The organism is Porphyromonas uenonis 60-3 (assembly GCF_000174775.1).
Lineage (GTDB): Bacteria > Bacteroidota > Bacteroidia > Bacteroidales > Porphyromonadaceae > Porphyromonas > Porphyromonas uenonis_A.
Genome location: NZ_ACLR01000023.1, coordinates 1 through 22,325 on the forward strand (window position 1 = coordinate 1; position 22,325 = coordinate 22,325).

Annotated in this window: 12 protein-coding genes; 6 read left to right on the forward strand and 6 right to left on the reverse strand. The window is 52.3% G+C overall.

The window, feature by feature from the left end; genetic code table 11:
- Positions 1-195: 195 nt before the first annotated feature.
- From PORUE0001_RS00810 to PORUE0001_RS00830, 5 genes are all read right to left on the reverse strand, one after another.
- On the reverse strand, positions 196-1,476 hold the full coding sequence (locus PORUE0001_RS00810; protein WP_100067354.1) for a lipopolysaccharide biosynthesis protein: 1,281 nt from the start codon (positions 1,474-1,476) through the stop codon (positions 196-198).
- Between the two features lie 4 nt (positions 1,477-1,480).
- Entirely contained in the window at positions 1,481-2,326 is an 846-nt protein-coding gene (locus tag PORUE0001_RS00815) for a phosphatidate cytidylyltransferase (RefSeq protein WP_007364544.1), read from the reverse strand.
- A 123-nt stretch (positions 2,327-2,449) separates the two neighbouring features.
- On the reverse strand, positions 2,450-4,471 hold the full coding sequence (ftsH, locus tag PORUE0001_RS00820) for an ATP-dependent zinc metalloprotease FtsH (protein ID WP_007364549.1): 2,022 nt from the start codon (positions 4,469-4,471) through the stop codon (positions 2,450-2,452).
- 230 nt (positions 4,472-4,701) lie between these two features.
- Positions 4,702-5,856 carry a sodium ion-translocating decarboxylase subunit beta gene (locus PORUE0001_RS00825; protein WP_007364553.1) on the reverse strand — a complete coding sequence of 385 codons (1,155 nt, stop codon included), beginning with the start codon at positions 5,854-5,856 and terminating at the stop codon, positions 4,702-4,704.
- A gap of 31 nt (positions 5,857-5,887) precedes the next feature.
- Entirely contained in the window at positions 5,888-6,835 is a 948-nt protein-coding gene (locus tag PORUE0001_RS00830) for an OadG family transporter subunit (RefSeq protein ID WP_007364548.1), read from the reverse strand.
- 594 nt (positions 6,836-7,429) lie between these two features.
- Between PORUE0001_RS00830 and PORUE0001_RS00835 the strand changes: the two genes are divergently transcribed.
- The 6 genes from PORUE0001_RS00835 (at position 7,430) to hemW (ending at position 21,543) form a co-directional block, all read left to right on the forward strand.
- Positions 7,430-10,519 carry a thiol protease/hemagglutinin PrtT gene (locus PORUE0001_RS00835; RefSeq protein WP_039865165.1) on the forward strand — a complete coding sequence of 1,030 codons (3,090 nt, stop codon included), beginning with the start codon at positions 7,430-7,432 and terminating at the stop codon, positions 10,517-10,519.
- Between the two features lie 311 nt (positions 10,520-10,830).
- On the forward strand, positions 10,831-12,570 hold the full coding sequence (locus PORUE0001_RS00840; RefSeq protein ID WP_007364545.1) for a leucine-rich repeat domain-containing protein: 1,740 nt from the start codon (positions 10,831-10,833) through the stop codon (positions 12,568-12,570).
- Positions 12,571-12,679: 109 nt separating this feature from the next.
- On the forward strand, positions 12,680-15,028 hold the full coding sequence (locus tag PORUE0001_RS00845) for a T9SS type A sorting domain-containing protein (RefSeq protein ID WP_100067355.1): 2,349 nt from the start codon (positions 12,680-12,682) through the stop codon (positions 15,026-15,028).
- A gap of 139 nt (positions 15,029-15,167) precedes the next feature.
- Positions 15,168-18,095: a T9SS type A sorting domain-containing protein gene (locus PORUE0001_RS00850; RefSeq protein WP_007364552.1), complete on the forward strand. Its 2,928-nt coding sequence runs from the start codon at positions 15,168-15,170 to the stop codon at positions 18,093-18,095.
- Between the two features lie 793 nt (positions 18,096-18,888).
- On the forward strand, positions 18,889-20,424 hold the full coding sequence (locus tag PORUE0001_RS00855; RefSeq protein ID WP_232501375.1) for a glycoside hydrolase family 10 protein: 1,536 nt from the start codon (positions 18,889-18,891) through the stop codon (positions 20,422-20,424).
- Between the two features lie 3 nt (positions 20,425-20,427).
- On the forward strand, positions 20,428-21,543 hold the full coding sequence (gene hemW / locus PORUE0001_RS00860; protein ID WP_007364546.1) for a radical SAM family heme chaperone HemW: 1,116 nt from the start codon (positions 20,428-20,430) through the stop codon (positions 21,541-21,543).
- Between the two features lie 219 nt (positions 21,544-21,762).
- Here the strand turns inward: hemW and PORUE0001_RS00865 are convergent.
- Positions 21,763-22,325 (reverse strand): TPR end-of-group domain-containing protein (locus tag PORUE0001_RS00865; RefSeq protein ID WP_007364550.1); only part of this gene is annotated, 563 nt, incomplete at its 5' end.

Sequence of the window (22,325 nt, forward strand, 5' to 3'; positions counted from 1 at the left end):
AAACTCTAGTTTCTTCTGTATGAAACTCTAGTTTCTTCTGTATGAAACTCTAGTTTCTTCCGTATGAAACTCTAGTTTCACCTATATGAAACTAATAAGAGCTCTGTAGAAGGGGACAAGAAGGGGCGAGCAACGACCTAAGGGGGGCGCTACTTGTCAATATATTGAACTAGCTTATGGCGAGATTTGCGGGCTCTAGACCTGCTGAAGGCGCTGGTCGTGACGATGCACGAGGTAGAGGAGCCAGCCTCCGTAGACTACGTGGTAGAGTGCGATGACGAGGTAGTAGGTGGAGACGGTCTCGGCGAAGGGAGTGCGCAAGACGTAGATGAGGAGCACTAGGAGGGCAACCTGTAGGAGGAGGTTGAGCAGTTGGACACGTAGATGTGCTCTTTGTCGCTCGATGATGTCGGGGATGACGTTGATGATGGAGGTGAAGAAGAGGACGAGCAGGTAGACCAGCATGGCGCGTATGATCGCTGTGCAGGCTGCGTACTCGGGAGCTAAGAGCCAACTGACGAGATAGGGCATAGCCCACCAGAGGAGTAGGAGCGTGGGGAGGCCTACGAGGAGCGTCACCATGAGGAGCGGACGGACGAGCGGTCGCCAGGGTGCCTGCGCATGGTGTGCTACCGAGAGACGGTTGAAGTAGACCTGACTAACGCTGTCTGCAATGAGCTGTATGGGACGACGTGCTAGCATCGTTGCCATAGAGACCAGTCCTACCTCTATGGTGGTGTAGCCTAGTGGTATGAACAGGATGAGCAGCGAACCGAGGAGGGTGGTGATGACTGCTTGTGGAAGGCTAAAGAGCGGGAAAGCTCTGTACTTTCGAGCTACAAGCCTGAGCTGAAGACGACTAGACGAAGTCTTCGCTTGCCTGCGAAGCTTGAGTGGTCGCAGTAGTGGAATGAGCGAGAGCAGCGTCGAGGCTATCTGAGCGCACCACAAGCTCCAGACGGAGGGGGCGAGGAGTCCGAAGCCCACTTTGAGACCATTATTGCCTAGTCCCTGCACTGCCTTGCTGGTGGCGATGCGCTTGAAGTGTCCTAGGCTTAGCGCATAATTGCTTAGCGTAGCGCATAGACCCAAGGCGCAGACGACGGGCGGGATGAGCCAGAGCTTGCCCTGTAGAGAGGCATAGCGGGTGGTCCCGATCCACGGATCAATGGCTGGGACGAGAGCGAGTAAGAGGAGTGTCGCTAGAGCTGTGATCCACAGGGTGAGCCGTAGCAAATGGTTTCGCTCTAGGGGTTCTTGGCAGACGACGATGGCCTGTTCGTAGCGCCCTCCCACAGCAATGCTCAGTAGCGTGGCGATGGAGAGGATGAGTGCTAGGTCGCCTAGCGTGTCTGGTGCGTATAGTCTGCTGATCCAAGGGAGGAGGAGCAGGGCTATCAGCTGTACCCCGACCCCAACAGAGAGGAGTAGACCGCTATCGGCTAGTATGGAGCGTAGTGGTCGGGGCACTTTCACGGCTTTAGTATAGATCAAGTAAGCGTAGGAGCAGGTAGACGGCAGGCACAGCTAGGAGCAGGCTGTCTATGCGATCGAGGATGCCTCCGTGACCTGGGATGAGCTTACCCGAATCCTTGACCCCAGCCTGACGCTTGAGGCTACTCTCGAAGAGGTCGCCGATGGTGCCGAAGATGGCGACTACCGCCGCGATGAGCAAGATGTGTAGCCAGCTTAGCTCTGGGAATAAGAGCAGGCGCAGGATAACCGCTGAGAGGAGGGCGAGGAGGAGTCCTCCGATGGAGCCTTCGACGGTTTTCTTTGGAGAGATGCTTGGTGCCAAGGGTGTTTTGCCCCATCGTGAGCCGACGAGGTATGCACCCGTGTCATTGACCCATATGAAGATGAAGATGGCGAGCAGGAGCAACCCGTTGTAGTGCGTTATGGGGAAGAAGGAATTGATCGTAAGGGTTAGCCTGATGGCCAGCGCAAGGGGGACGGCAATGTAGAGCTGCCCTATGAGACTATTGCCAAGGCTACGGAGCATGTCCTGGTGCGGGAGGAATGTGGAGCGACAGACGACATAGAGGAGGTAGAGCAGATAAGGTATGTAGATGCCTAGACCAAGTGTGATCGCCATACCGCTCTGCGCCGTGGCGTAGAGGAGCCAGACGGCAGCTGCACAGTCTAGCACGATCCGGAAGATGTAAGGGCGATTGACTCGGGTGAGCTGATTGAACTCAATGAGCCCTGCCACGGCAAAGAAGGAGAGCAATACCCATAATCCCCAGACCATGGAGAGGACTAGGACTAGCACGATCAGTGCTACATATATAGTTCCCGAGATAAGGCGAGTGGTGAAGTTGGACATGGTAGCGTTGTATTCAGTAATTGTCGTGAGTTGCCTAGAGCTTAATAATAAGTAGAACTTAATAAGTAAGTCGGGCAGAGACGCTCCGTGGGTGAGTATCTCTGTCCGACTGTCTAGATAGGACTATTCGCTTTCTGTAGGCTCCTCATCTGTTTGCTCATCTGAGGGAGCGGGCGTAGGGTGGTCACCCTCCTTTTTAATGTAGGGCGGAGGGGTAGCATTAGCTTGGCGCTGGGCACGGGCTGCTTCGTTGAGCGCATCGATCTCGTCCGAGCGGGAGGTCCACTGGCGCTTGCCGAGGATCGCCTCCACATCTTCCGTGTAGATCACCTCACGCTCTAGGAGTAGCTCCGCCAGCTTGTGATGCTGCTCAGCGTACTGTGTCAAGAGCTCCTTAGCACGAGCATACTGTGTGGCAATGAGCTTGGAAACCTCCTGGTCGATGATGACCGCCGTCTCCTCACTGTACGGCTTTTGAAATGTATAGCCATCGCTCTGCAAGTCGGCGTAGTTGATGTTGGGGAGCTTGTCACTCATACCGTAGTAGGTGATCATGGCGTAGGCGAGCTTGGTGACACGCTCTAGGTCGTTGGCGGCACCCGTTGAGATGCGCTTGAGGAAAAGCTCCTCAGCTGCACGACCGCCCAGTAGCGAGCATAGTTCGTCTAGGAGCACCTGCGTGTGGGTGATCTGACGCTCCTCGGGCATATACCACGCAGCGCCAAGCGCCTTGCCTCGAGGTACGATGGTCACCTTGACCAAAGGATTGCCATACTCCGTCATCCAGCTGATGGTTGCATGACCTGCCTCGTGAATGGCTATGCTACGACGCTCGTCCTCGGTGATAATCTTGTTCTTCTTCTCCAGACCGCCGATGATACGATCCACAGCGTCCATGAAGTCTTGCTTTTCGATTGCCTGCTTGTCGTGGCGGGCCGCTATGAGCGCAGCTTCGTTGCAGACGTTTGCTATGTCAGCTCCAGAGAAGCCTGGCGTCTGTCGCGATAGTTGATCCACATCTACGTCTGCGCCTAGCTTGAGCCCCTTCATATGTACGAGGAAGATCTCTTTGCGGTCGTTCAGGTCGGGTAGGTCTACGTAGATCTGGCGGTCAAAGCGCCCAGCACGTAGGAGCGCCTTGTCGAGAATGTCCACACGGTTCGTTGCTGCGAGGATGATCACTCCGCTATTGCCGTCGAAGCCGTCCATCTCGGTGAGGAGCTGGTTGAGCGTGTTCTCCCGCTCGTCATTACTGCTGAAGCCCGCGTTCTTGCTACGCGCACGCCCCACAGCGTCGATCTCGTCGATGAAGATGATACAGGGCGACTTCTCCTTCGCCTGCTTGAAGAGGTCACGAACACGGGAAGCGCCTACACCGACGAACATCTCCACGAAGTCCGAACCAGAGATGGAGAAAAACGGTACGTGCGCCTCGCCAGCGACCGCCTTCGCAAAGAGCGTCTTACCAGTCCCTGGAGGGCCCACGAGGAGCGCTCCCTTGGGGATCTTACCGCCTAGCTTGGTATACTTGTCGGGATTCTTGAGGAACTCGACAATCTCCTGTAGCTCCTGCTTAGCTTCGTGGAGTCCCGCCACATCGTCGAAGGTGACGTGCGACTCATTCTTGTCATAGAGCTTAGCCTTGGACTTGCCGACGTTGAAGACCCCGCCAGGCCCACCGCCTTTGCCCCCAGGGCCGGCGCTCATACGGCGGAACATCCATATCCAAAAGACAAGGATCAGAATCAGCGGAGCCCAGTTGAGGAGGACTATCCAAAAGCTGGCACTCTCCGTCTTATACTGGACCTCTACAGCGATACCCTCCTTCTCGACAAATTCGTCAAAACGATCTACCGACGGGGGCACGCACTTGACCTTATATTGTGTCTGGGTAATGCGAAAGGGGAAGCCCCGTTGCTCCAAGTTTTGCAGCTCCTGCTCGCTATAGACCAGCCCCACCTTCTTAGGATTGATCGTAGCGACAGCCACTCCCTTCGTTTGGTTGACCTCTACCTTGGTAGCGACCTCCTTGCGGAGCAACTGCTGGAACTCAGTCCACCCCACCTCCTTACTATTCGTCGGTTGCTCGGACGGCAAGAAAAAGAGCATGAGCAGTATGAGTACAGCCGACAGGTAGATCCACATCGGATTAAAGCGACGCTTGCCACGTCGTGGGTCCGAACCCTGAGGGTTAGGAGTAGGAGCACCCAGAGGGTTTTTAATATGCTTATTCATCTATGATCTCTTTCTAGTTCACCTCTCAAAAAGCGTACCACAACGCCCCTAGTAGACCTCTTGGCACACCTTTGCCCGCAAAGATACAAAATAACCTACTAGAGACTTCGTGCCCCGACAGCGGGACTACCCGTAGAGCCTTACGAGAGGAAGCCGAGGAGGACACCCGCAGCTACGGCCGAGCCGATGACGCCAGCCACATTCGGACCCATCGCATGCATCAGCAGGTAGTTCGTCCGGTCGTACTTGACGCCCTCGATCTGCGATATGCGAGCCGAGTCAGGGACAGCCGACACGCCCGCATTGCCGATCAGTGGATTGATCTTGTTGCCCTCCTTGAGGAAGAGGTTCATCACCTTGACAAAAAGTACCCCCGAGCAGGTAGCTATAATAAAGGAGAGCGCACCGAGCATAAATATCTTCACCGAGTCAAGCGTGAGGAAGTGCGTCGCCTGTGTCGAGGCACCCACTGTCACACCTAGTAGGATGGTGATTATATCAATGAGTGGCTCACGAGCCGTGCGAGCTAGACGATCGCAGACACCACTCTCCTTGAGGATATTGCCGAAGAAGAGCATCCCCAGTAGAGGCAAGCCCGAAGGCACGAGAAAGCCCGTCAGGAGCAGACCAAAGATCGGGAAGAGGATACGCTCTACACGAGACACCTTGCGGGGAGCCTTCATCCTAATGCGTCGCTCCTTATTAGTTGTCAGCAGACGCATGAAGGGTGGCTGTATGATCGGTACCAGCGCCATGTAGGAGTAAGCCGAGACAGCGATCGCACCGAGTAGGTCGGGTGCCAGCTTGGACGAGAGGAAGATAGCCGTCGGCCCATCAGCACCGCCGATGATACCGATAGCACCCGCAGCGTTTGGCTCAAAGCCGAGCTGCAAGGCGATCATATAAGCGCCAAAGATACCAAACTGCGCAGCCGCACCAATCAGCATCAGCTTAGGATTGGAGATCAGTGCCGAGAAGTCCGTCATCGCTCCGATACCGAGGAAGATCAGTGGCGGGTACCACCCCTGTCTCACTCCTTGGTACAGGATATTGAGGACAGACCCCTCCTCGTAAATGCCGATCTGTAGACCCGCATCCTTAAAGGGTATATTGCCGATCAGCATACCAAAGCCTATCGGGATCAGGAGCAGAGGCTCGAACCTAAAGCGTATGCCTAGGAAGATAAATAGGGCACCGACCAGGATCATGATCACGTGACCCGTCGTCACATTGGCAAAGCCAGTGTAGGTAGAGAAGATCTCTATATTGTCAACAAGGAAGTTCCAGAAATTCATAAGGCTATCTCGTTAATCGCTTAGGTTCGTATCACGCTTTCAGACGCTTGCACTCCACCGTAGGGCGCATCATCTGACTCTTGTCACTCCACGGCTCATAAGTCTGCGTGCGAGGACGTATAGTTAGTTGTCCAGGAGCCTCACCACCGCCCAGCTCTAGCTCCGTCGTCAGAGCCAGTGAGATGGCGACCGCCACGAGCGGATCATCTGTCGTGCTCGCGGTCGTTGTAGACTCACTGTGAGGTGCCTTGTAGAGCGCCTGCTTGCGATTCTCAAGGCGCATTGCCACGATCCCAATCAGCTTGTAGGCTAGGAAGAGGATTAGCAGACCCAAGAAGACCACCAGCATAGCAGTGACCGTCATGACGAAGCCATTGGGGTCAGCCTCTTGTAGGCGGTTGATCTTCTCGTTTTTGTCCTTGACCACATTGTTGGAGCCCGGCGTCGTGTGCTGCGTGATATGCCACGCCTTCGCAGGAGCTACTGTACGCACACCATCATCGATACGAGCGTAGGAGTGATCAGCGGGGATTGCTGCGGGTATCTCCACCTCATCAATGATAGAGGAGCCATCGCTACTGACCAGAGCCAGGTAGTGTGGAGTCTCAGGCGTTAAGGTGAAGTTCAAGTGGAAAGTACCCCGCAGAGGCATCTCATCAGCAAAGAAGACCACACTCTGTCGAGGCTTGATGATCGTCAGTATGTCTCCCTTAGGGATCATGTACTTCTTCAGATCCTGCGGATCATCCGTCAGGAAGCATCCCGCCAGGTCGATCGTTCCCGCCGAGGAATTGTATATCTCGATCCAAGGGCTACGCTTGCCGTAGCTATCTATGTAGTTGTCTACATTATCTATCATCACCTCATTGATCCGTGCAGCCGTGATGCTCTGCGCTGAGAGCGGGTAGGAGGCCCATAGGATGGCTATCGTAGAGAGGAGTAGTAGTCGCTGTAGAGCAGTCCGTGTGAATCGTTGCATAAGCTCACAAGTATATTGCTAAGATTAGATTCCCCAAAGGTACATCTTCTTCGGAAAAGTACGGACACCTAAGCCCTCGAACATTTTTATAATTATCCCCACCTAACCTCTAATCTCTAACCTCTAATCTCTCTCTTCTCCCCTCTAGCTCCTTCGACGCACTACGACGCATTACGATGACTCCGACATCACACCCTTGAGGAAATCATCCATTTCCTCGGGAGGGATTTCTGATTATCCACGGAGATACGAAAAAATTCTTCGGAACTTCGAAATCTTTCTTCCGAAGTTTCATTTCATTCTTCCGAACTTTTATTTCCCGGCTCCGTGGAGAATTTTCGTTTCCTCTCTGGAGATTGCCGATTTCCTCGGTAGGAGAGAAATTAGAGATTAGACGTGAGAGATGAGAGATTAGAGTGTATTAGTCTATGAGTTCTTGTGATTTACGGTCTGATAGGCGGGGTGTTGGTCTGTTTGTTGAGTTTATGCGTAAGGATATTGTGCTTATTAGGACGAAAGTGTTTGGTTGCGCTTTTATCACCTCGATTTTTTATATCTTTGCGCAATACAATTGACTAACATATTTACTTGCTTATGAAACACTCGCTACTCGGACGGTCACGAATACTGACCATGACGCTATGCTTGTTGCTCTGTGGCGTGGTGCAGATCTTTGCACGCCCACTACGAGAGCAAGAGGCACGACTGCTCGCAGAGCAATTCTTCCAAAAGAACTCACAGACGCAGCAACTGCGCTCTGCCAATCTGACTCTCGTGTCGGCTCCAGCCCGCACGTCCAATGGCTACAACCTGCAGTCGACGGCTGAGCCTGCTCGCTACTACTATATATATAATAGAGGTGAGGCAGGGGGCTTCGTCATCGTTGCTGGTGATGACCGCCTAGCTCCTTATATAGGTTATGCCACGACGGGTACATTCTCCGTAGAGGCGATACCAGACAACCTAGCTGCATTCCTCCAGACTTGCCAGCAGCGTATCGATGAGCTAGCAGGACAGCCTGGATGGCAGACACGCTTGGCTCCGACGCTACCAATGGCTGGAGCGCCTGCAGAGGTGGCTCCGCTACTAGGTGGTATCAAGTGGGATCAGGCTGAGCCATGGAACTCAAAGACTCCCGTAGATGGCGAGGGTAAGCACATGCCTGTAGGCTGTGTCGCTACCGCTTATGCTCAGGTGATGCGCTACTATAAGTGGCCTGACAAGGGTGTAGGCAAGGTAGAGTACAAGGAGCCTGGAGTCAGACGTCGTCATAAGGTAGACTTTAGCCAGACGACCTATGACTGGGCTAATATGCCTGAGTCTTTTGCAGATGTTAAGACCGCTACAGAGGCACAAAAGGAGGCTCTCGGTACGCTCTGCTATCATGCTGGTGTCGCTATTGAGACAGCTTACAATGCGCAAGCTAGTGGTAGCTTCGCTCCGAAGATTGTCATGGCGCTACGTAACAACTTCCGCTATGACAAGCAGGTGACCTTCAAGAGACGTGTCAACTACACACAAGCTGAGTGGGATAAGATGATCCGTGCTGAGCTCGCTGCAGGGCGTCCTGTCGTATACTGTGGTACAGGTACAGGCGGTGGTCACGCTTTCGTCTGCGATGGTTACAACGTTGATGGCCTTTATCATATCAACTGGGGTTGGAAGGGTCTTGCTGATGGCTACTTCAACCTTAACTTCCTATCCCCCGACCAACTAGGTATCGGTGGTGGCTTCGGCGGTGGCTTTAGCATGGAGCAGGGTGCCGTCATAGGCATTAAGCCTGATCGTAATGGAACCTCTAAGGATACCGAGATACCTCTCCTGACTACACGCAAGTTCACTATGCACCTCCGCGCTGGTGGTTCAAAGATCCAGATGGCAGATGCCAACTACTCTGTATGGATGAGTGATGCTCCTGTCAAGAATGATGATGGCGAAGCTGAGTACACCTACTATGGTCTTACGACCTTTGGTGCTGTCAAGCTAGGCACGACCGATACGGTCTATATGGATGAATTTGCTAAGACTAGGATTTTGGGTGGTCTCTACGACCTCTCCTCTGAGTTCCAGTTTGAGCTAGATATCACGAAGTACATCACTGCAGGTACGTGGGACTTCTTCCTAGTCTATCAGGTTACCCTACCTAATGGTAAGAAGGTATGGAGACCTTGCGCTATGGATGTACGCGAGGGTAATAATGAGAACGGTAAGGGACGTCACACCTTTACTATCAAAAAGGTTGCGCCTAATGGCTGGACAGCTAGAGAGGATCTAACACACCCCTTCGCTCAGCTTGAGATGGTAGAGGGTAGTGCTAAGGCTACGCTCAACGGCTATGAGAAGAGTACCATCTCGCTCAAGCTCAAGAACACGGGCCGTGGGGAGTTCTTCAGACCACTCTACCTCGAGCTCAAGCCTGAGGGCGGTAAGTGGCGTAGTTACTCCGAGATCTTGCCAGCTATACCTGATGGTGAGACACAGGAGGTTACTTACAAGGCAGAGCACTGTCCCTACGCCAAGGGTAAGGTCTCTCTCCGTGTCGCCTACCAGACGGAGGATATGGGTAAGATGCAGTACTTCAACCTACCCGATGCTACCGTTAATCCTTCGACCGTTATCAGACCAGCGTTCGTCATCGAGCCAGCATCTAAGACTGCGCCTATGGAGGCTGAGAGAGGTACAGGTAAGTTCTCTCCAGTTCGCGTCAAGTATGTAGGTACCGTAGCTCCTAAGAACAAGGTGATGTATCGCTACATCCTAGAGTATGGACCAGAGAAGGTCTGGACAGATCTAATGCCTCTTGAGGTTAATGTCGGATACGAGCAGGAGTTCACGCCTGAGCTACCTGATCTACTCAAGAAGATTGCTGTCTTGGGTGGCACTGAGTTCAAGTTAACGATGAGCTTCTTTGAGATTCCTAACGAAGGTCCTAAGGTGCGCCTGCCGATCCTAGAGAATCCTACTATTATGGTAACCTGCAAGAAGGGCTCTTTCCCAGTTACTAAGAATGTCGAGGGGCCTGGCAAGATCTCTTTCAAGGGTGCTACTGATCTCAATGCGGTGATAGAGGGAACGCTGCTGACTGTCGTCGCTGAGCCTGAGGAGGGTCAAGCACTGCTCTCTCTCGAGGCTAACGGTCAGAACATCCTCGCTACAAAGAGCTTTAGAGTAACCTCTCCCACCGAGGTCAAGGCTGTCTTTGGCAAGCTTAACACCTATAAGGTGACGCTCAAGAGCAATGACAATAAGTATGGCTCGATCAACCTCAAGGAGGCTCTTAACCCCGATGCTATACCTGAGGGTACTACGATACATATCGAGGTGCGTCCCAACGGTCAGTGCGAGCTTACAAAGCTCATGGCTAATGATGAAGATATCACGGAGACCAAGAGCTTTACGATCACGAAGGATACGGAGGTCGTAGCTACCTTTGTAAACCACACGGGTGTCGAGAGCGTCGTAGCACAGCAACTACGTCTCTATCCTAACCCAGCACGTGACTATGTCCTCCTCGAGGGTATCCCTGCGGGAGCTACCGTTGCTATCTACACGCTACAGGGTCAGCTGATCTATCAGGTAGAGGCAGCTAGCGATACGCTACGCATCGAGCTCACACAGCTACAGGAGGGTACCTATCTACTACAGGTAGGCGGTGAGACACGTCGTCTCATCATCCGTCACTAACCTTATAAACTGTACTAACCTTACAGTCCGATACGAGAGAGGAGGCTCTGCAACTCAGTTGGCTACAGAGCCTCCTCTTTTAATAATATGTATGTAACAGGTCGTGATGTACTGTCCGCAAGATGAGGAGTCTTACTTAGAGAGGCTTGCTTTTCGGGAGACTCGTCGTAGCTGGTGTTTGCTATGTGGCTGTTTTTTCGTAACTTGCCATCGCTTTTGAGAGTTGGTGACTGATCGCCAGTCTTGAGCAAACTATACGGATTTGGAAATCACGCAGATAGAGTTTTGAAAGTACTAACCAAGAATATTATATGATCAAAAAACTACTATTTATCGCTGGGCTAGTTGCCACTATGAGCGGACTCTCGCTCCAAGCAACGGCTCAAACAGCTGCGCTCTCCAATCATGGCGATGGGGGAGTGAAGGTACCCGCCTACAGCTCTCGCCACGAGCTCGGAGTGGGTCGACAGCTGATGTCGCAGGATGTCAAGGCAACGGATGAACGTACGATCTACCCCACCAATGAGGGATTCTTCATCCGTTTTGTCAGCGAAAAGGACAAGACCGTTGAGATCGCACCCGCACAGACTGCTCAGGACAAGGCTAAGGAGGGTATTTACTACAAGGATGTCGTCATCCCTGAGACACTCCATGTCAAGAAGGGCACGGATGAGGTGATCCCCTGTACAGTCGTAGCTGTGGGACAAGCTGCATTCGCTCTAACCGATGTCTACACGGTTCAGTATCCAGCTACCTGCAAAGAGCTTAAGGATCGAGTATTCCGCCTAGCAAGTCTCAAGGAGTGTGTCATACCTGATCAGATAGAGAAGGTTGGCGATAATGTGTTTATAGATTGTAAGGAAGCTACCAAGGTTGTGATTGGTAAGGGCCTTAAGGCGATGGGTGAGACACCCTTTATAAATTGTCAGAACCTTAAGGACATTACTGTCTCACCCGACAACACCTTCCTAACCGTTCAAGACACAATTCTATACAGCAAGGATATGTCAAAGCTCTATCTCTGCCCCTCTGAGCGTAGAGTTAAGGTCGTACTGCCTAACACTGTGAAGGAGATAGAGGACTACGCCTTCCTAAGCTGTATCTATGTCAAGGAGCTCGTCCTCAACGAGGGCTTGGAGCGGATAGGAGAAGAGGGTCTCTACAACTGCTCTTGGCTAGAGCAACTGACGATCCCTGCTTCCGTACGGGAGATTGCTCCTAGAGCTCTCGGACTGCTCAAGACGTGTGAGAAGATCACGGTCGCAGAGGGCAATAAGACCTTTGAGGCTAAGTCTGACGGCGTCAATGAGGGTAAGCTCCTTATCAATAAGGTCAAGAACTCTCTCCACACATGCCTCTACAAGGGAACTAAAAATGTCACCGTGCCAGAGGGTATCAAGGAGATTGAGCCTTATGCATTCCTCGCTTGTCGCTGGACTGAGTCGCTTAAGCTCCCAGCTTCTGTAGAGACTATAGGGCAGACAGCTTTCTCAGAGATGGTCTCGCTCAAAGAGATTGAGATCCCTGAGAAGGTCCAGACAATCCCACTTTACTGCATCAGCGACTGTAAGGAACTTACGAAGATTACTCTTGGCAAGAACGTCAAGATGATCGAGGATCAAGCCTTTGCTGGCAATGACACTATGGAGAAAAAGGGTGGCACGCTACAGATACTCGCCGTCACGCCTCCAGCAGTAGGCAAGGACAGTGAGGGTACGACCTACGATATGGGTAAAGACTTCTACAAGAAGGTCACTCTTGAAGTGCCTGCTGAGGCTAGAGAGGCTTATAAGAAAGATAGAAACTGGAAGAAGTTCCGCAGGGTTTACCCAGTGGGTAATGAACTCGTTCAGAATGAACTGCCCCTACAAATCAACGTAGCTGGCGGAGTCCTCTCTATTACAGCCCCTGAGGTAGCTCCTATAGCTATCTACACACTTGATGGTCAGGTCGTCTATACGACCTCTGCTCAGGAGGCGCAGCTCGCACTGCCTGCTGGTCTCTATATGGTTACCTACGGTACGCAAGCTACTAAGGTGCTTGTTGACTAAGCGCATAGCACTGTAGAGACGCTCGGACTCCCTGGTTCAGATGTCCATGGAACGGGTGCCTCTACAGAGCTAACTCCCCTAGACAATACTAACTAACTATATAAGGATTATGAAATCAAAACTATTCCTTCTCCTCACGTTACTAGGCGTGTTGGGACTGATGGCACCTCGAGCGTTGGCTCAGGCGCCCAAATCTGCTACTGGTACAATCACCATTACCACGGCGCTCAAAGTCGGTGAGAGAATGAACCTCATCGTTGAGGGTCCTGATGGATCTAGCAAGTCCGTTGAAATAGCCGGTGCTAAGGCTGTTCCCGTAGAGGGCAAGATAGCTTATGAGATTACGAGTAAGCCTATCACCGTCAAAGGAGATATCCGCTCCTTCGAGATTACGATGTCTCAGGTTAAGAACCTTAAGTTTGAGAATTGTGTCAACCTCAAGACTCTGATCTGCGGCACCAACCTCCTTGACTACCTTGACCTGTCTGGACTGTCAGCTCTAGAGTATCTAAACTGTACCTCATCAAACATCAATACGATCAAGCTTGATGGTTGTACTAGTCTAAAGGAGATTAGAGCTGATGCCAACAAGCTTAAGAGCATCAACCTAGCTGCTGCTCCTAAGCTAGAGACTGTCTCCCTACCGATCAATGCTCTAACAGAGATCAATCTAGATGGGGTCTCATGTAAGGATCTAGACTTATCTAGCAATAACCTCACATCACTAGACCTCTCTAAGACCACTGGTATCGAGCGAATCAGTGTCTCTACGAACCCACTTACATCTATCAATCTAAAGGGATGTACCGATCTAGAGACTCTAAGTGCTAAGAATACAAAGATTGGTGAGATCGATCTCTCTGATCTGACTGAGTTGTCAAATGTTGATCTGCACGCAGGCAAACTCTCTAAGATTACCTTCAAAGGTAATAGTGAGCTAACGGACCTAGACCTGAGTGAGAACCAACTGACGGCAATTGATTTTAAGGAATGTCCTAAGATTGCCTACCTCAGTCTAAATCACAACGCACTCCCAGAGATGCACCTCGATGGTTTGGATAACCTCAAAAACATCAATCTAAGAAAGAACAAGCTTACGAACTTCTCCATAAAGGATTGTCCTGAGCTCAACACGGTCGTCCTTAGTGACAATCTGCTTACATCTACAGATCTAACTGGCGGTAAGGCTAGTCTGAGAACTGTTTATGTGGATGGTAACCAGCTGACAACGCTAAATCTAACTGGGTTTGCTAAGCTTGAGACACTCAGTGCTAGTAAGAATCAGATTACTGAGGTTAAGCTAGATGGTTGTGAGAAGCTCTCTTATGTGGATCTCTCAGAAAATAAGCTCTCCGCACTCACATTCCCTGGTCTAGCCGACCTTTCTGAGATCTATATCCAGAGCAACAGCATCCAGGGTGATGCTATGACGAATCTCATCAAGTCTCTTCCCAAGAAGAAGGCTAGTAGTTTAGGTACTTTTGCTGGTAGTCTTTATGCTCTTCGGACTCGTAGTGGCAATGAGCAAAATCGTTGTCTCAAGGCAGACGTCAAGGCTGCTCATGACTTGGGCTGGGGTATATATGACAAGCGCCCTACCAAGGACGAGAAGACTGGCAAGATTGAGGAGCGCTGGGTTGCCTATAATGGAGCCGCATTCTGCAAGATTACGACCAAGACTGTCGGCGAGGGTGGCTCTATCAAGATCAATGGCCAGACAAGCCTAGACAATGTCTACACAGATACTAAGGTTACGATTACTTCTGATCATAAGGATGGATATGCTCTTAAGTCTCTTGTTCTAGTCTTTAAGGGTGACTCTGTCAATATTTTTAACGAGCGCTACTTCTACGCTCCCGATGTTGATGCTGAGGTGGTAGCTACCTTTACCAACGACATCTGCAAGGTAATCCTGAAGAAGCTCGGTAAGGGTGTCCTCAAGCTCAATGGTGACGGTCTCGATACGAGAGGTCTACCTCGTGGTATGGAGATCGAGGTCGTCGCAGGTGCTGAAGACGAGTTTGCCGACTGGCAGCTTGGTGCTCTTACGATGAGAAAGCTCAAGAGTGGTGGTAAGCCTATCAACATTATGGGCTCTAAGAGCTTTACCCTAGAAGAGGATACTGAGATCTTCGCTGAGTACCAGAATACTAATGGTGGTGCGGTGCCAACTGATACTGCTGTATGGGATGGCGAGAAGTGGCTCGGTGTCATCATGCCTTCCGTACCAAGCTCTGAGGAGGCTCAGCTCTATCCTAACCCCGCTACAGACTTTGTCACCGTCGCTGGTGCACAGCCCGCTACAACTGTCAATGTCTACACACTCTCTGGCTCACTAGTTGCTAGCTACGCTACCAACCGTGAGGGCTATGCAGAGCTTACCGTCGCTGACCTTCCCGAGGGTGCATACATTGTCCTGATCGGCAATGATCCTCGTAAGCTGATCATACGTCGTTGATGACAGCAGCGACCCTATAATCTATAAGATACAGTGTGGGTGCACAGCAGTTATGTCGCTCCACACTGTATCTTATGTTTGGGTCGTGACTAGACTCTATAGTTTATCCAATCACACAAAGCATAGTTTACATCGCTTTATGAATCATACTTTTACATCCAAGCTACTTGCTGTGGCTGTCGTAGCTCTCTCTTGGGTGGGAGGCTTGGTTGCACAGCAGTCCTTTGGAGGAGTTCCAGCTGGCTTTACCGCTTCGACAGCTGAGTTGCGCTCGGCGGGGAGTACGCCAGTGGTTCGTGTCCTCCCAGAGTTCAACGTCCAGGACTTCCGTACGGCACGGGCGTGGAACAAGGGGCAGGTACAGTTCAAGCCTCTCACGATCGGTCGTGTCGTAAAGACCTCTATTGACTTCGCACGTCAGGCTCAGGCTATCGAGTTGGAGTATGGCAAGGAGATCTATCGTCTACGTGTCTCCTCTCCAGGAGCCAAGGCCATGACGCTCCTCTATGATGACTTCTTCATCCCCAACGATGGTGGTCGTCTCTATATCTACACTCCTGATCGCTCCACACTCTTAGGTGCATATACCCATGAGACTCATCCCAAGCATGGAGGCTTTGCCAATGAGCCTCTGAATGGTGATGAGGTCATTATGGAGTATGAGCCAGGACGCACAGGTGCTATGCCTACGCTGCTCGTCTCTGGCATCGGCTACATATACAATGCCAAGGTGGACAATAACACCAACAAGCTCCGCATCTTCTTCCCTGGTGAGGATGAGAGTGGAGATCCTATTCCTCAGATCGGTATCAACTGTCCTGAGGGTGCTGAGTGGCAAACGGAGAAGACGGGTGTCTGCCAGCTCATTATGTATGATGAGGAGGGCGTCGGTCTCTGCTCAGGCAACTTGATGAACAATACCAACCAGGACTTCCGTCCCCTTATCCTATCCGCTGCACACTGTATCTCTCTGACCACACGACAGGAGGTAGCGCAGAAGTATCTAGACAAGTGGACCTTTGTATTCCACTATGAAAAGCCTACTTGTAGTAACGGCTCTCTAGCACTCAATCGTGGTAAGTCTATCGTCGGTTGTGATGTCCGCACGTTCCTTCCCTTCTTGGGTATGAGTGATGGTCTGCTTCTTGAGGCACACACACAGGTACCCGAGAACTATCGTGTCTACTACAATGGTTGGGATCGTTGGTCTATGGTACCCAAGACTCCAGTTGTAGGTATACACCACCCGATGGGAGATGCTAAGAAGATCTCTATCGCAGATGGCCCTGTCAGAATAGGTCAGTGGGACACTGGCGATGGCGAGGCTGGAGCGAAGAATGCTCACTTCGAGTTCAAATACAATCATGGAGCTACCGAGGGTGGATCCTCTGGTTCTTCACTCTTTAGCGCTGACCACCTAGTTGTCGGTACGCTCACGGGTGGTCGTACAGAGGGCGATGACTTCTACGGACGTCTTAAGTTCCACTGGGATCACTTTGCCAAGGGAGACTCGACCGACCGTATGGACATCTACCTAGATCCTAAGGATGGTGGTCAGGCTAAGCAGCTAGAGGGTACGTGGCGTAATGGTCTCAAGCCTCTACAGTCTGTGTCTAACCTCAAGGTAGAGGTGACCAATACGGAGGCTCAGCTATCCTGGGCTGCTATTGACAAGAACACGATCCCCGCTAAGTGGAAAGTCTCTTATCGCATCTATCGCAATGGAACCTTTGTCAAGGAGGTTACCGACAATAAGTTTACAGAGTCTCGTGAGGTCGCTCTCGGAGACAAGTCTCGTGAGGGCTCAGTCGTCTACGGTGTACAGGTCCGCTATGACTATGGTGGTGAGACCCTACCAGATGATGGACGTAATGAGGGCAAGGCCTACACCTATGGTGAGTCCGATCTCCTTGAGCAGGGCGCTTACTGGGGTAATGCTGTACACACTATGACTGCTACTCCTAAGGCTAGTAGCAATGGTGTCTTGGTCGCTTGGAGTGAGCCTGCTAACCTTCAGGAGGTCTCTCTCTTTGGTTATCCCGATCCTGACAAGATGGAGTTCATCCCCTACAAGCATCCTAAGGCTGAGCTGAGGGGACGCTACTCTACGCCGAACCGCTACAATCTGACGGTACGTATCGCTAGTGATCGCTTCGTCGGAGAGGCTAGCCCAACACTCTATGCCGTGCGTCTCATACCCGATACGCTCATCAACCTCCCCGAGCCTGAGAAAGCTCAGCGCTACACGATCATCTTGCGCAATGGTATTGCTCGCAATGATATGCTCGGTGGTATGGCTGGTGTCTCTTATGAGCAGTCATTCAACGTGCCAGAAGACTGGAAGCCCGGCGAGTGGGTTACGGTGCTTCTAGACAAGCCCTTCAAGATCGATCCTATGAGCGATCTCTTCATCGGCTATGGTATCCCCAACGAGGACAACGCTGCTGGTGTCGTCTGTGTCAAGAACACCAACGATGCTGTACGTCCTTACCTAGATGGCTTCTTGCTCTCTGGTCAGATGATGGTCCCTGTACCTGAGACCAAGTTCAAGGGCTCTACACCTCCTGAGGAGTATCACGCTATGCGCTTCGTCTTCGCACCTTCTGATCGTGTTGAGAAGCTTGAGAAGTTCGACTGCTTTGCCAAGGGTAAGGTACCCGTACCATTCCCCAAGGTCAAGAGCTACAAGCTCCTCAAGAATGATAAGGTCATCGCTGAGGGTCTCACGGGCAATGATTACCAAGACCCCACAGGTAGTACGACCGACACCTACACCGTAGAGGTCGTCTATGAGAATGGTGGTGCTTACGCTCCTGTAGGTGTCAGCGAGGTCGAGCGCAGTCTCGAGCCAGTCGCTTATCCTACGCAGCTCGACGCTACGGCTCAGCTATACGTGGACAACAGTGCTGAGGTGCTGACGCTCCGCATCCTGACCGTAGATGGTACTAACGTGATGCAGATCGATCAGCCAGGACGCATCGTAGATCTCTCTACGCTACCTGCTGGTCAGTACGTTGTCGTAATGCAGACAGCTACAGGTACATTCACACAGTACATCACCAAGTAAGTCCCTTCACGAGACCCAGGCCTCATAGCCCATACGGTCTCATTAGGGGCTGCGTGACCAAACAAACTAAAGTGCGCACCCCATAAATCTACAGCTAGGAGCGTGGTAAGGTCATAGAGCCTTATCACGCTCCTAATTTTCTTGAGCGAGCTTTATGGAGCGAACGAACTTTTCATGTGAGAGGTCGGACTGGAGCTGTAGACTTGTCAAGTCCGACCCACGAGGGGGCGACAATCTACTGCTCTCTGGCACCCATCGGTCGTTCGGGGCTATGCCTCTCCGACCGACGGCTACGAAGCTTCGGACCTCTTACGAGGCCCTTTTTCATGGGAGGATCGGGGGGGGGGCTAGAAGTTAGAGACTAGAGGTTAGAGATTCGATAGCTCCGATAGCTCTGATGGCGTTAGCCAACCGCCAGCAGCTGACAGCTGATCGCCACCACTCAATCCACACCCCCGAGGAAATCGGAAAAGTCTCGGTGGAAATCCTGAAACCTCCACGGAGATACGAAAAAAATCTTCGGAACTTCGAAATCTTTCTTCCGAAGTTTCATTTCATTCTTCCGAACTTTTATTTCCCGGTTCCGTGGGGAATTTTCGTTTCCTCCCTGGAGATTCCCGATTTCCTCGAGAGACGTGTGTCACTACGGGGGAATGCGTCTCATCGGGCTAGCCGAGACTGCACGCTTCACGCTGTGATTTCGTATCTTTGCGGTGTCTATCAATTCACAAGAGCGATGCCCCAGAGACTTAGATCCTCCCTTTTATCTACACTACGTCAGTCTGTACTGCTGTTGCTGACGCTTTTCCTCCTAAGCCAGTGCGGTACACGCCACTCTACGACACGGCGACCGCATATCGAGCTACCCGACTGTACTATCAGTGAAATAGCCTATCCTGCGCCACAGCATCCCAAGGCGGAGATGCGCGCTGTGTGGCTTACGACGATCTGGGGACTGGACTGGCCCAAGATGACGGCTGATACGCATGCTGGTATGGTGCGACAGCAGGAGTCGCTCGACAAGATGCTTGATGACTGCGTGCGTGCGGGGATCAATACGGTCTTCCTACAGGTACGCATGCGTGGCGATCTCCTCTATCCGAGTACCCTCGAGCCTCTCTCTACGACGATCAGCAAGACGGGAGTGCTACCCGAGGGCTATGACCCGCTCCAGTATGCCATTGATGCGTGTCACCACCGAGGTATGAGCGTGCATGCCTGGATGGTCTCCTATCCGCTAGGAACGAATGATCATGTGCGGGCGCTGGCTAAGCAGGGTAAGGGCTTCTACGCAGCGCATCCCGAGATGTGTCTCCGACAGGGCAACGCATGGTTTATGGATCCCGCACAGCCAGCTGTGCGTACGCATATGGCTCAGCTGGTGCGTGACCTAGTGACCCGCTATGATGTGGATGGCGTGCACCTAGACTATATCCGCTATCCTGATGGCCCCAGTAAGTTTAACGACCTCAAGAGCTATCAGCGCATGAATCCCGATCGACTGCCTCGTATGGCATGGCGCGAGGCAAATGTGACGGCGATGATTGACACGCTCCACCGTACGCTACAAGAGGTAGCACCAGAGGTGGCGCTATCTACGGCTTGCATTGGCAAGTATCAGCAACTGCCTAAGCCGGCTCCTGGAGGTTACTTTTGCAAGGACGATGTGTCGCAAGATCCTCTTGTATGGTTTCAGCGTGGTATCGTGGACTTCATCGTGCCGATGATCTACTACAAGGATGGGCACTTCAACTACTACATAGCGGACTGGGCTAAGCGCATCGCACCTCACGGACCGATCGTGGCGGGGCTTGGCGTCTACCGCCTTTATGACAACTCGCGCTGGAAGCTCCAAGACATTTACAATCAGCTTGACACGTTGGCGCAGTATGACCTCTCAGGGGTGAGCTACTACCGTGCTGAACAGCTCCTGCAGATGTACAACCAACTACCTGCCGAGCGACAAGATCAGCTTCTTATGCCTACGTTGCGCCCCGCCTTTGGCGCAGCGCCTCGCATCCCCTTTGGCAAGGCAAGCGTTGAGGAAATTGTGGATGACCGAGATCAACTGACCATCACTTGGGGCTATGACCTCAAGGAGCCGACGGGTCATACTTTCAATCTCTACTATCGTCTCTATGGCCCGCATCTAGACTGTCCACTCGTACTGCTGGGGCAAAACCTCGCAGGACGCTCGGCGGTCATCTCTCGTGACTTCCTGCCGAAAGATGTCTTGGTCGAGTTCTTTGTAGAGCCCGCCACCTTTAGCGGACATACGGGTCAGCTCTCAGCGGGAGCGCTTTACTACAACTCCGATGAGCTAAAGTAAACTATGTGGGGGCTCTACCTGCATATCCCGTTTTGCCCTACACGGTGCGTCTATTGTGACTTCTACTCGCAGAGCGACTTGTCGCTACAGAGCTCCTTTGTGGAGGCGCTCTGCCGTGAGCTAGAGATATACCACGACCGAGCTACGTGGGCTACGCCTCCCCGCACCATTTACCTTGGCGGGGGGACACCTAGTAGTCTCCCTCTTCCGCTCCTAGAGCGACTGATGCAGCAGATTCGCTCGCTCTGGCGACTGGATAAAACGATCGAGATAACCATCGAGGCGAATCCCGAGGATGTGTCCCCTGAATGGGCCAATGGAGTGGCGCTGCTAGGCTTCAACCGCATCAGCCTAGGGGTGCAAAGCTGGAGCGATGAGACGCTGCGCTTTTTACATCGTCGACACTCTGCGGCACAAGCCGAGCGGGCTGTCAACTATATACGACAGGCGGGCATTCACAATGTGAGCATCGATCTGATCTTCGCACTGCCCGAGGGATATGAGCGGGACTGGACCGAAAGCTTGGCGCATGCGTTGGCACTGCCAGTGACGCATTTCTCCGCTTATGGCTTGACCTACGAGCGTGGCACACGTTTAGATCGTATGCGGGAGCGCAGAGAGGTGATCCCCTCGAGCGAAGAGACCTATGTGACGCAGTACTATGCACTGGTCGCAGCCTGTCAGAAGGCAGGCTTTACGCATTACGAATTGTCCAACTGGGCACTCCCAGGCTTTGCCTCCCAGCACAACAGCGCCTACTGGGCTGGCACTCCTTATCTGGGGCTAGGACCTAGCGCTCATAGCTACATGTCGGGGCATCGCTGGTGGGATGTCTCCGACATACACCTATATATAGAGCGTCTGCAAGAGGACCAGCTCCCCATAGCCGATGAGGAGTGGCTCTCACCGACCGAGCTATACGAAGAGTGTGTCATGCTGGGGCTACGCACCAGTCGTGGCATAGACCTTCGTCGGGCGGAGTTGCAAGTGGAACCAATTATGGACCGCGCCACACCGTGGCTCGATCAGGGACTGCTCATCCTCACTGACGACGATCATCTGCGCCTGACGCACGATGGACTGATCTGGTGCGACCGCATCTGTGCCGCCCTCTGCTAGCTCTCCGCCAGAGAACCTATATCTGTTGTGACTGTTGCATAAAGGCGAATCGCTGTGTTGCTTTCGGGATTCGGCTTCGGTCACATACGGAGGTATGCTCCCTTCAGACCTCACCCTCAGCGCCTTGCGCTTCATTCTTTCTGCAAAATCAGGACAATCTTGCAATCAAGATTGTGAGACTGTTGACTGTTGCAACAGTCTCATGTTGTCAATTTCGGGTTACTCGTCTCGCATCTTGTAGCCGAGCTTCTCTTTGTATTGCTGCATGAGAGCTTTGTACTGAGGGTTGTCTCGTAGGGCGGCGAGGTCGTCGTCCTGCTCGAGGAGTGAAAAGCTGTTGTATCCCTTTTCAAGGGCGATGCGTAGGTTGTCTAGTGCTTGCTCCGTCTTACCCATTCGCCCATAGACTCCTGAGATGCTGTAGTAGAGCTCGGCATCGTCGGGGGCCTCCTCGATACACTTAGCGATGGCTGCGATGGCTTGCTCCTGCTCGCCTAGAGACTGGTAAGCATACGCCATGGCGATGTCTGTCGCATCGTGCTCCTGTAGGATCTCGATTACCTTGCGATAGTCGGCTGTGGCAGCGTCCTTGCGTCCCAATGCTGTGTAGCGGTCTGCTCGCTTGAGGTAAGCCCATAAGTAAGTGTCGCTTAGCTCGATAGCCTTGGAGTAGTCATCGATGGCTCCCTGGAGGTCCTGGAGTTTACTCTTGATTTGAGCACGCTGATAGTAACCATCAGGGTCATCAGGTACGAGGGAGACATATTTATTCGACTCTGCGA

Coding starts and splice junctions, on each gene's coding strand:
- PORUE0001_RS00815 (WP_007364544.1), bottom strand. CDS start 2,326: ATGTCCAACTTCACCACTCGCCTTATCTCGGGAACTATATATGTAGCA.
- ftsH (WP_007364549.1), bottom strand. CDS start 4,471: ATGTGGATCTACCTGTCGGCTGTACTCATACTGCTCATGCTCTTTTTC.
- PORUE0001_RS00825 (WP_007364553.1), bottom strand. CDS start 5,856: ATGAATTTCTGGAACTTCCTTGTTGACAATATAGAGATCTTCTCTACC.
- PORUE0001_RS00830 (WP_007364548.1), bottom strand. CDS start 6,835: ATGCAACGATTCACACGGACTGCTCTACAGCGACTACTACTCCTCTCT.
- PORUE0001_RS00835 (WP_039865165.1), top strand. CDS start 7,430: ATGAAACACTCGCTACTCGGACGGTCACGAATACTGACCATGACGCTA.
- PORUE0001_RS00840 (WP_007364545.1), top strand. CDS start 10,831: ATGATCAAAAAACTACTATTTATCGCTGGGCTAGTTGCCACTATGAGC.
- PORUE0001_RS00845 (WP_100067355.1), top strand. CDS start 12,680: ATGAAATCAAAACTATTCCTTCTCCTCACGTTACTAGGCGTGTTGGGA.
- PORUE0001_RS00850 (WP_007364552.1), top strand. CDS start 15,168: ATGAATCATACTTTTACATCCAAGCTACTTGCTGTGGCTGTCGTAGCT.
- hemW (WP_007364546.1), top strand. CDS start 20,428: ATGTGGGGGCTCTACCTGCATATCCCGTTTTGCCCTACACGGTGCGTC.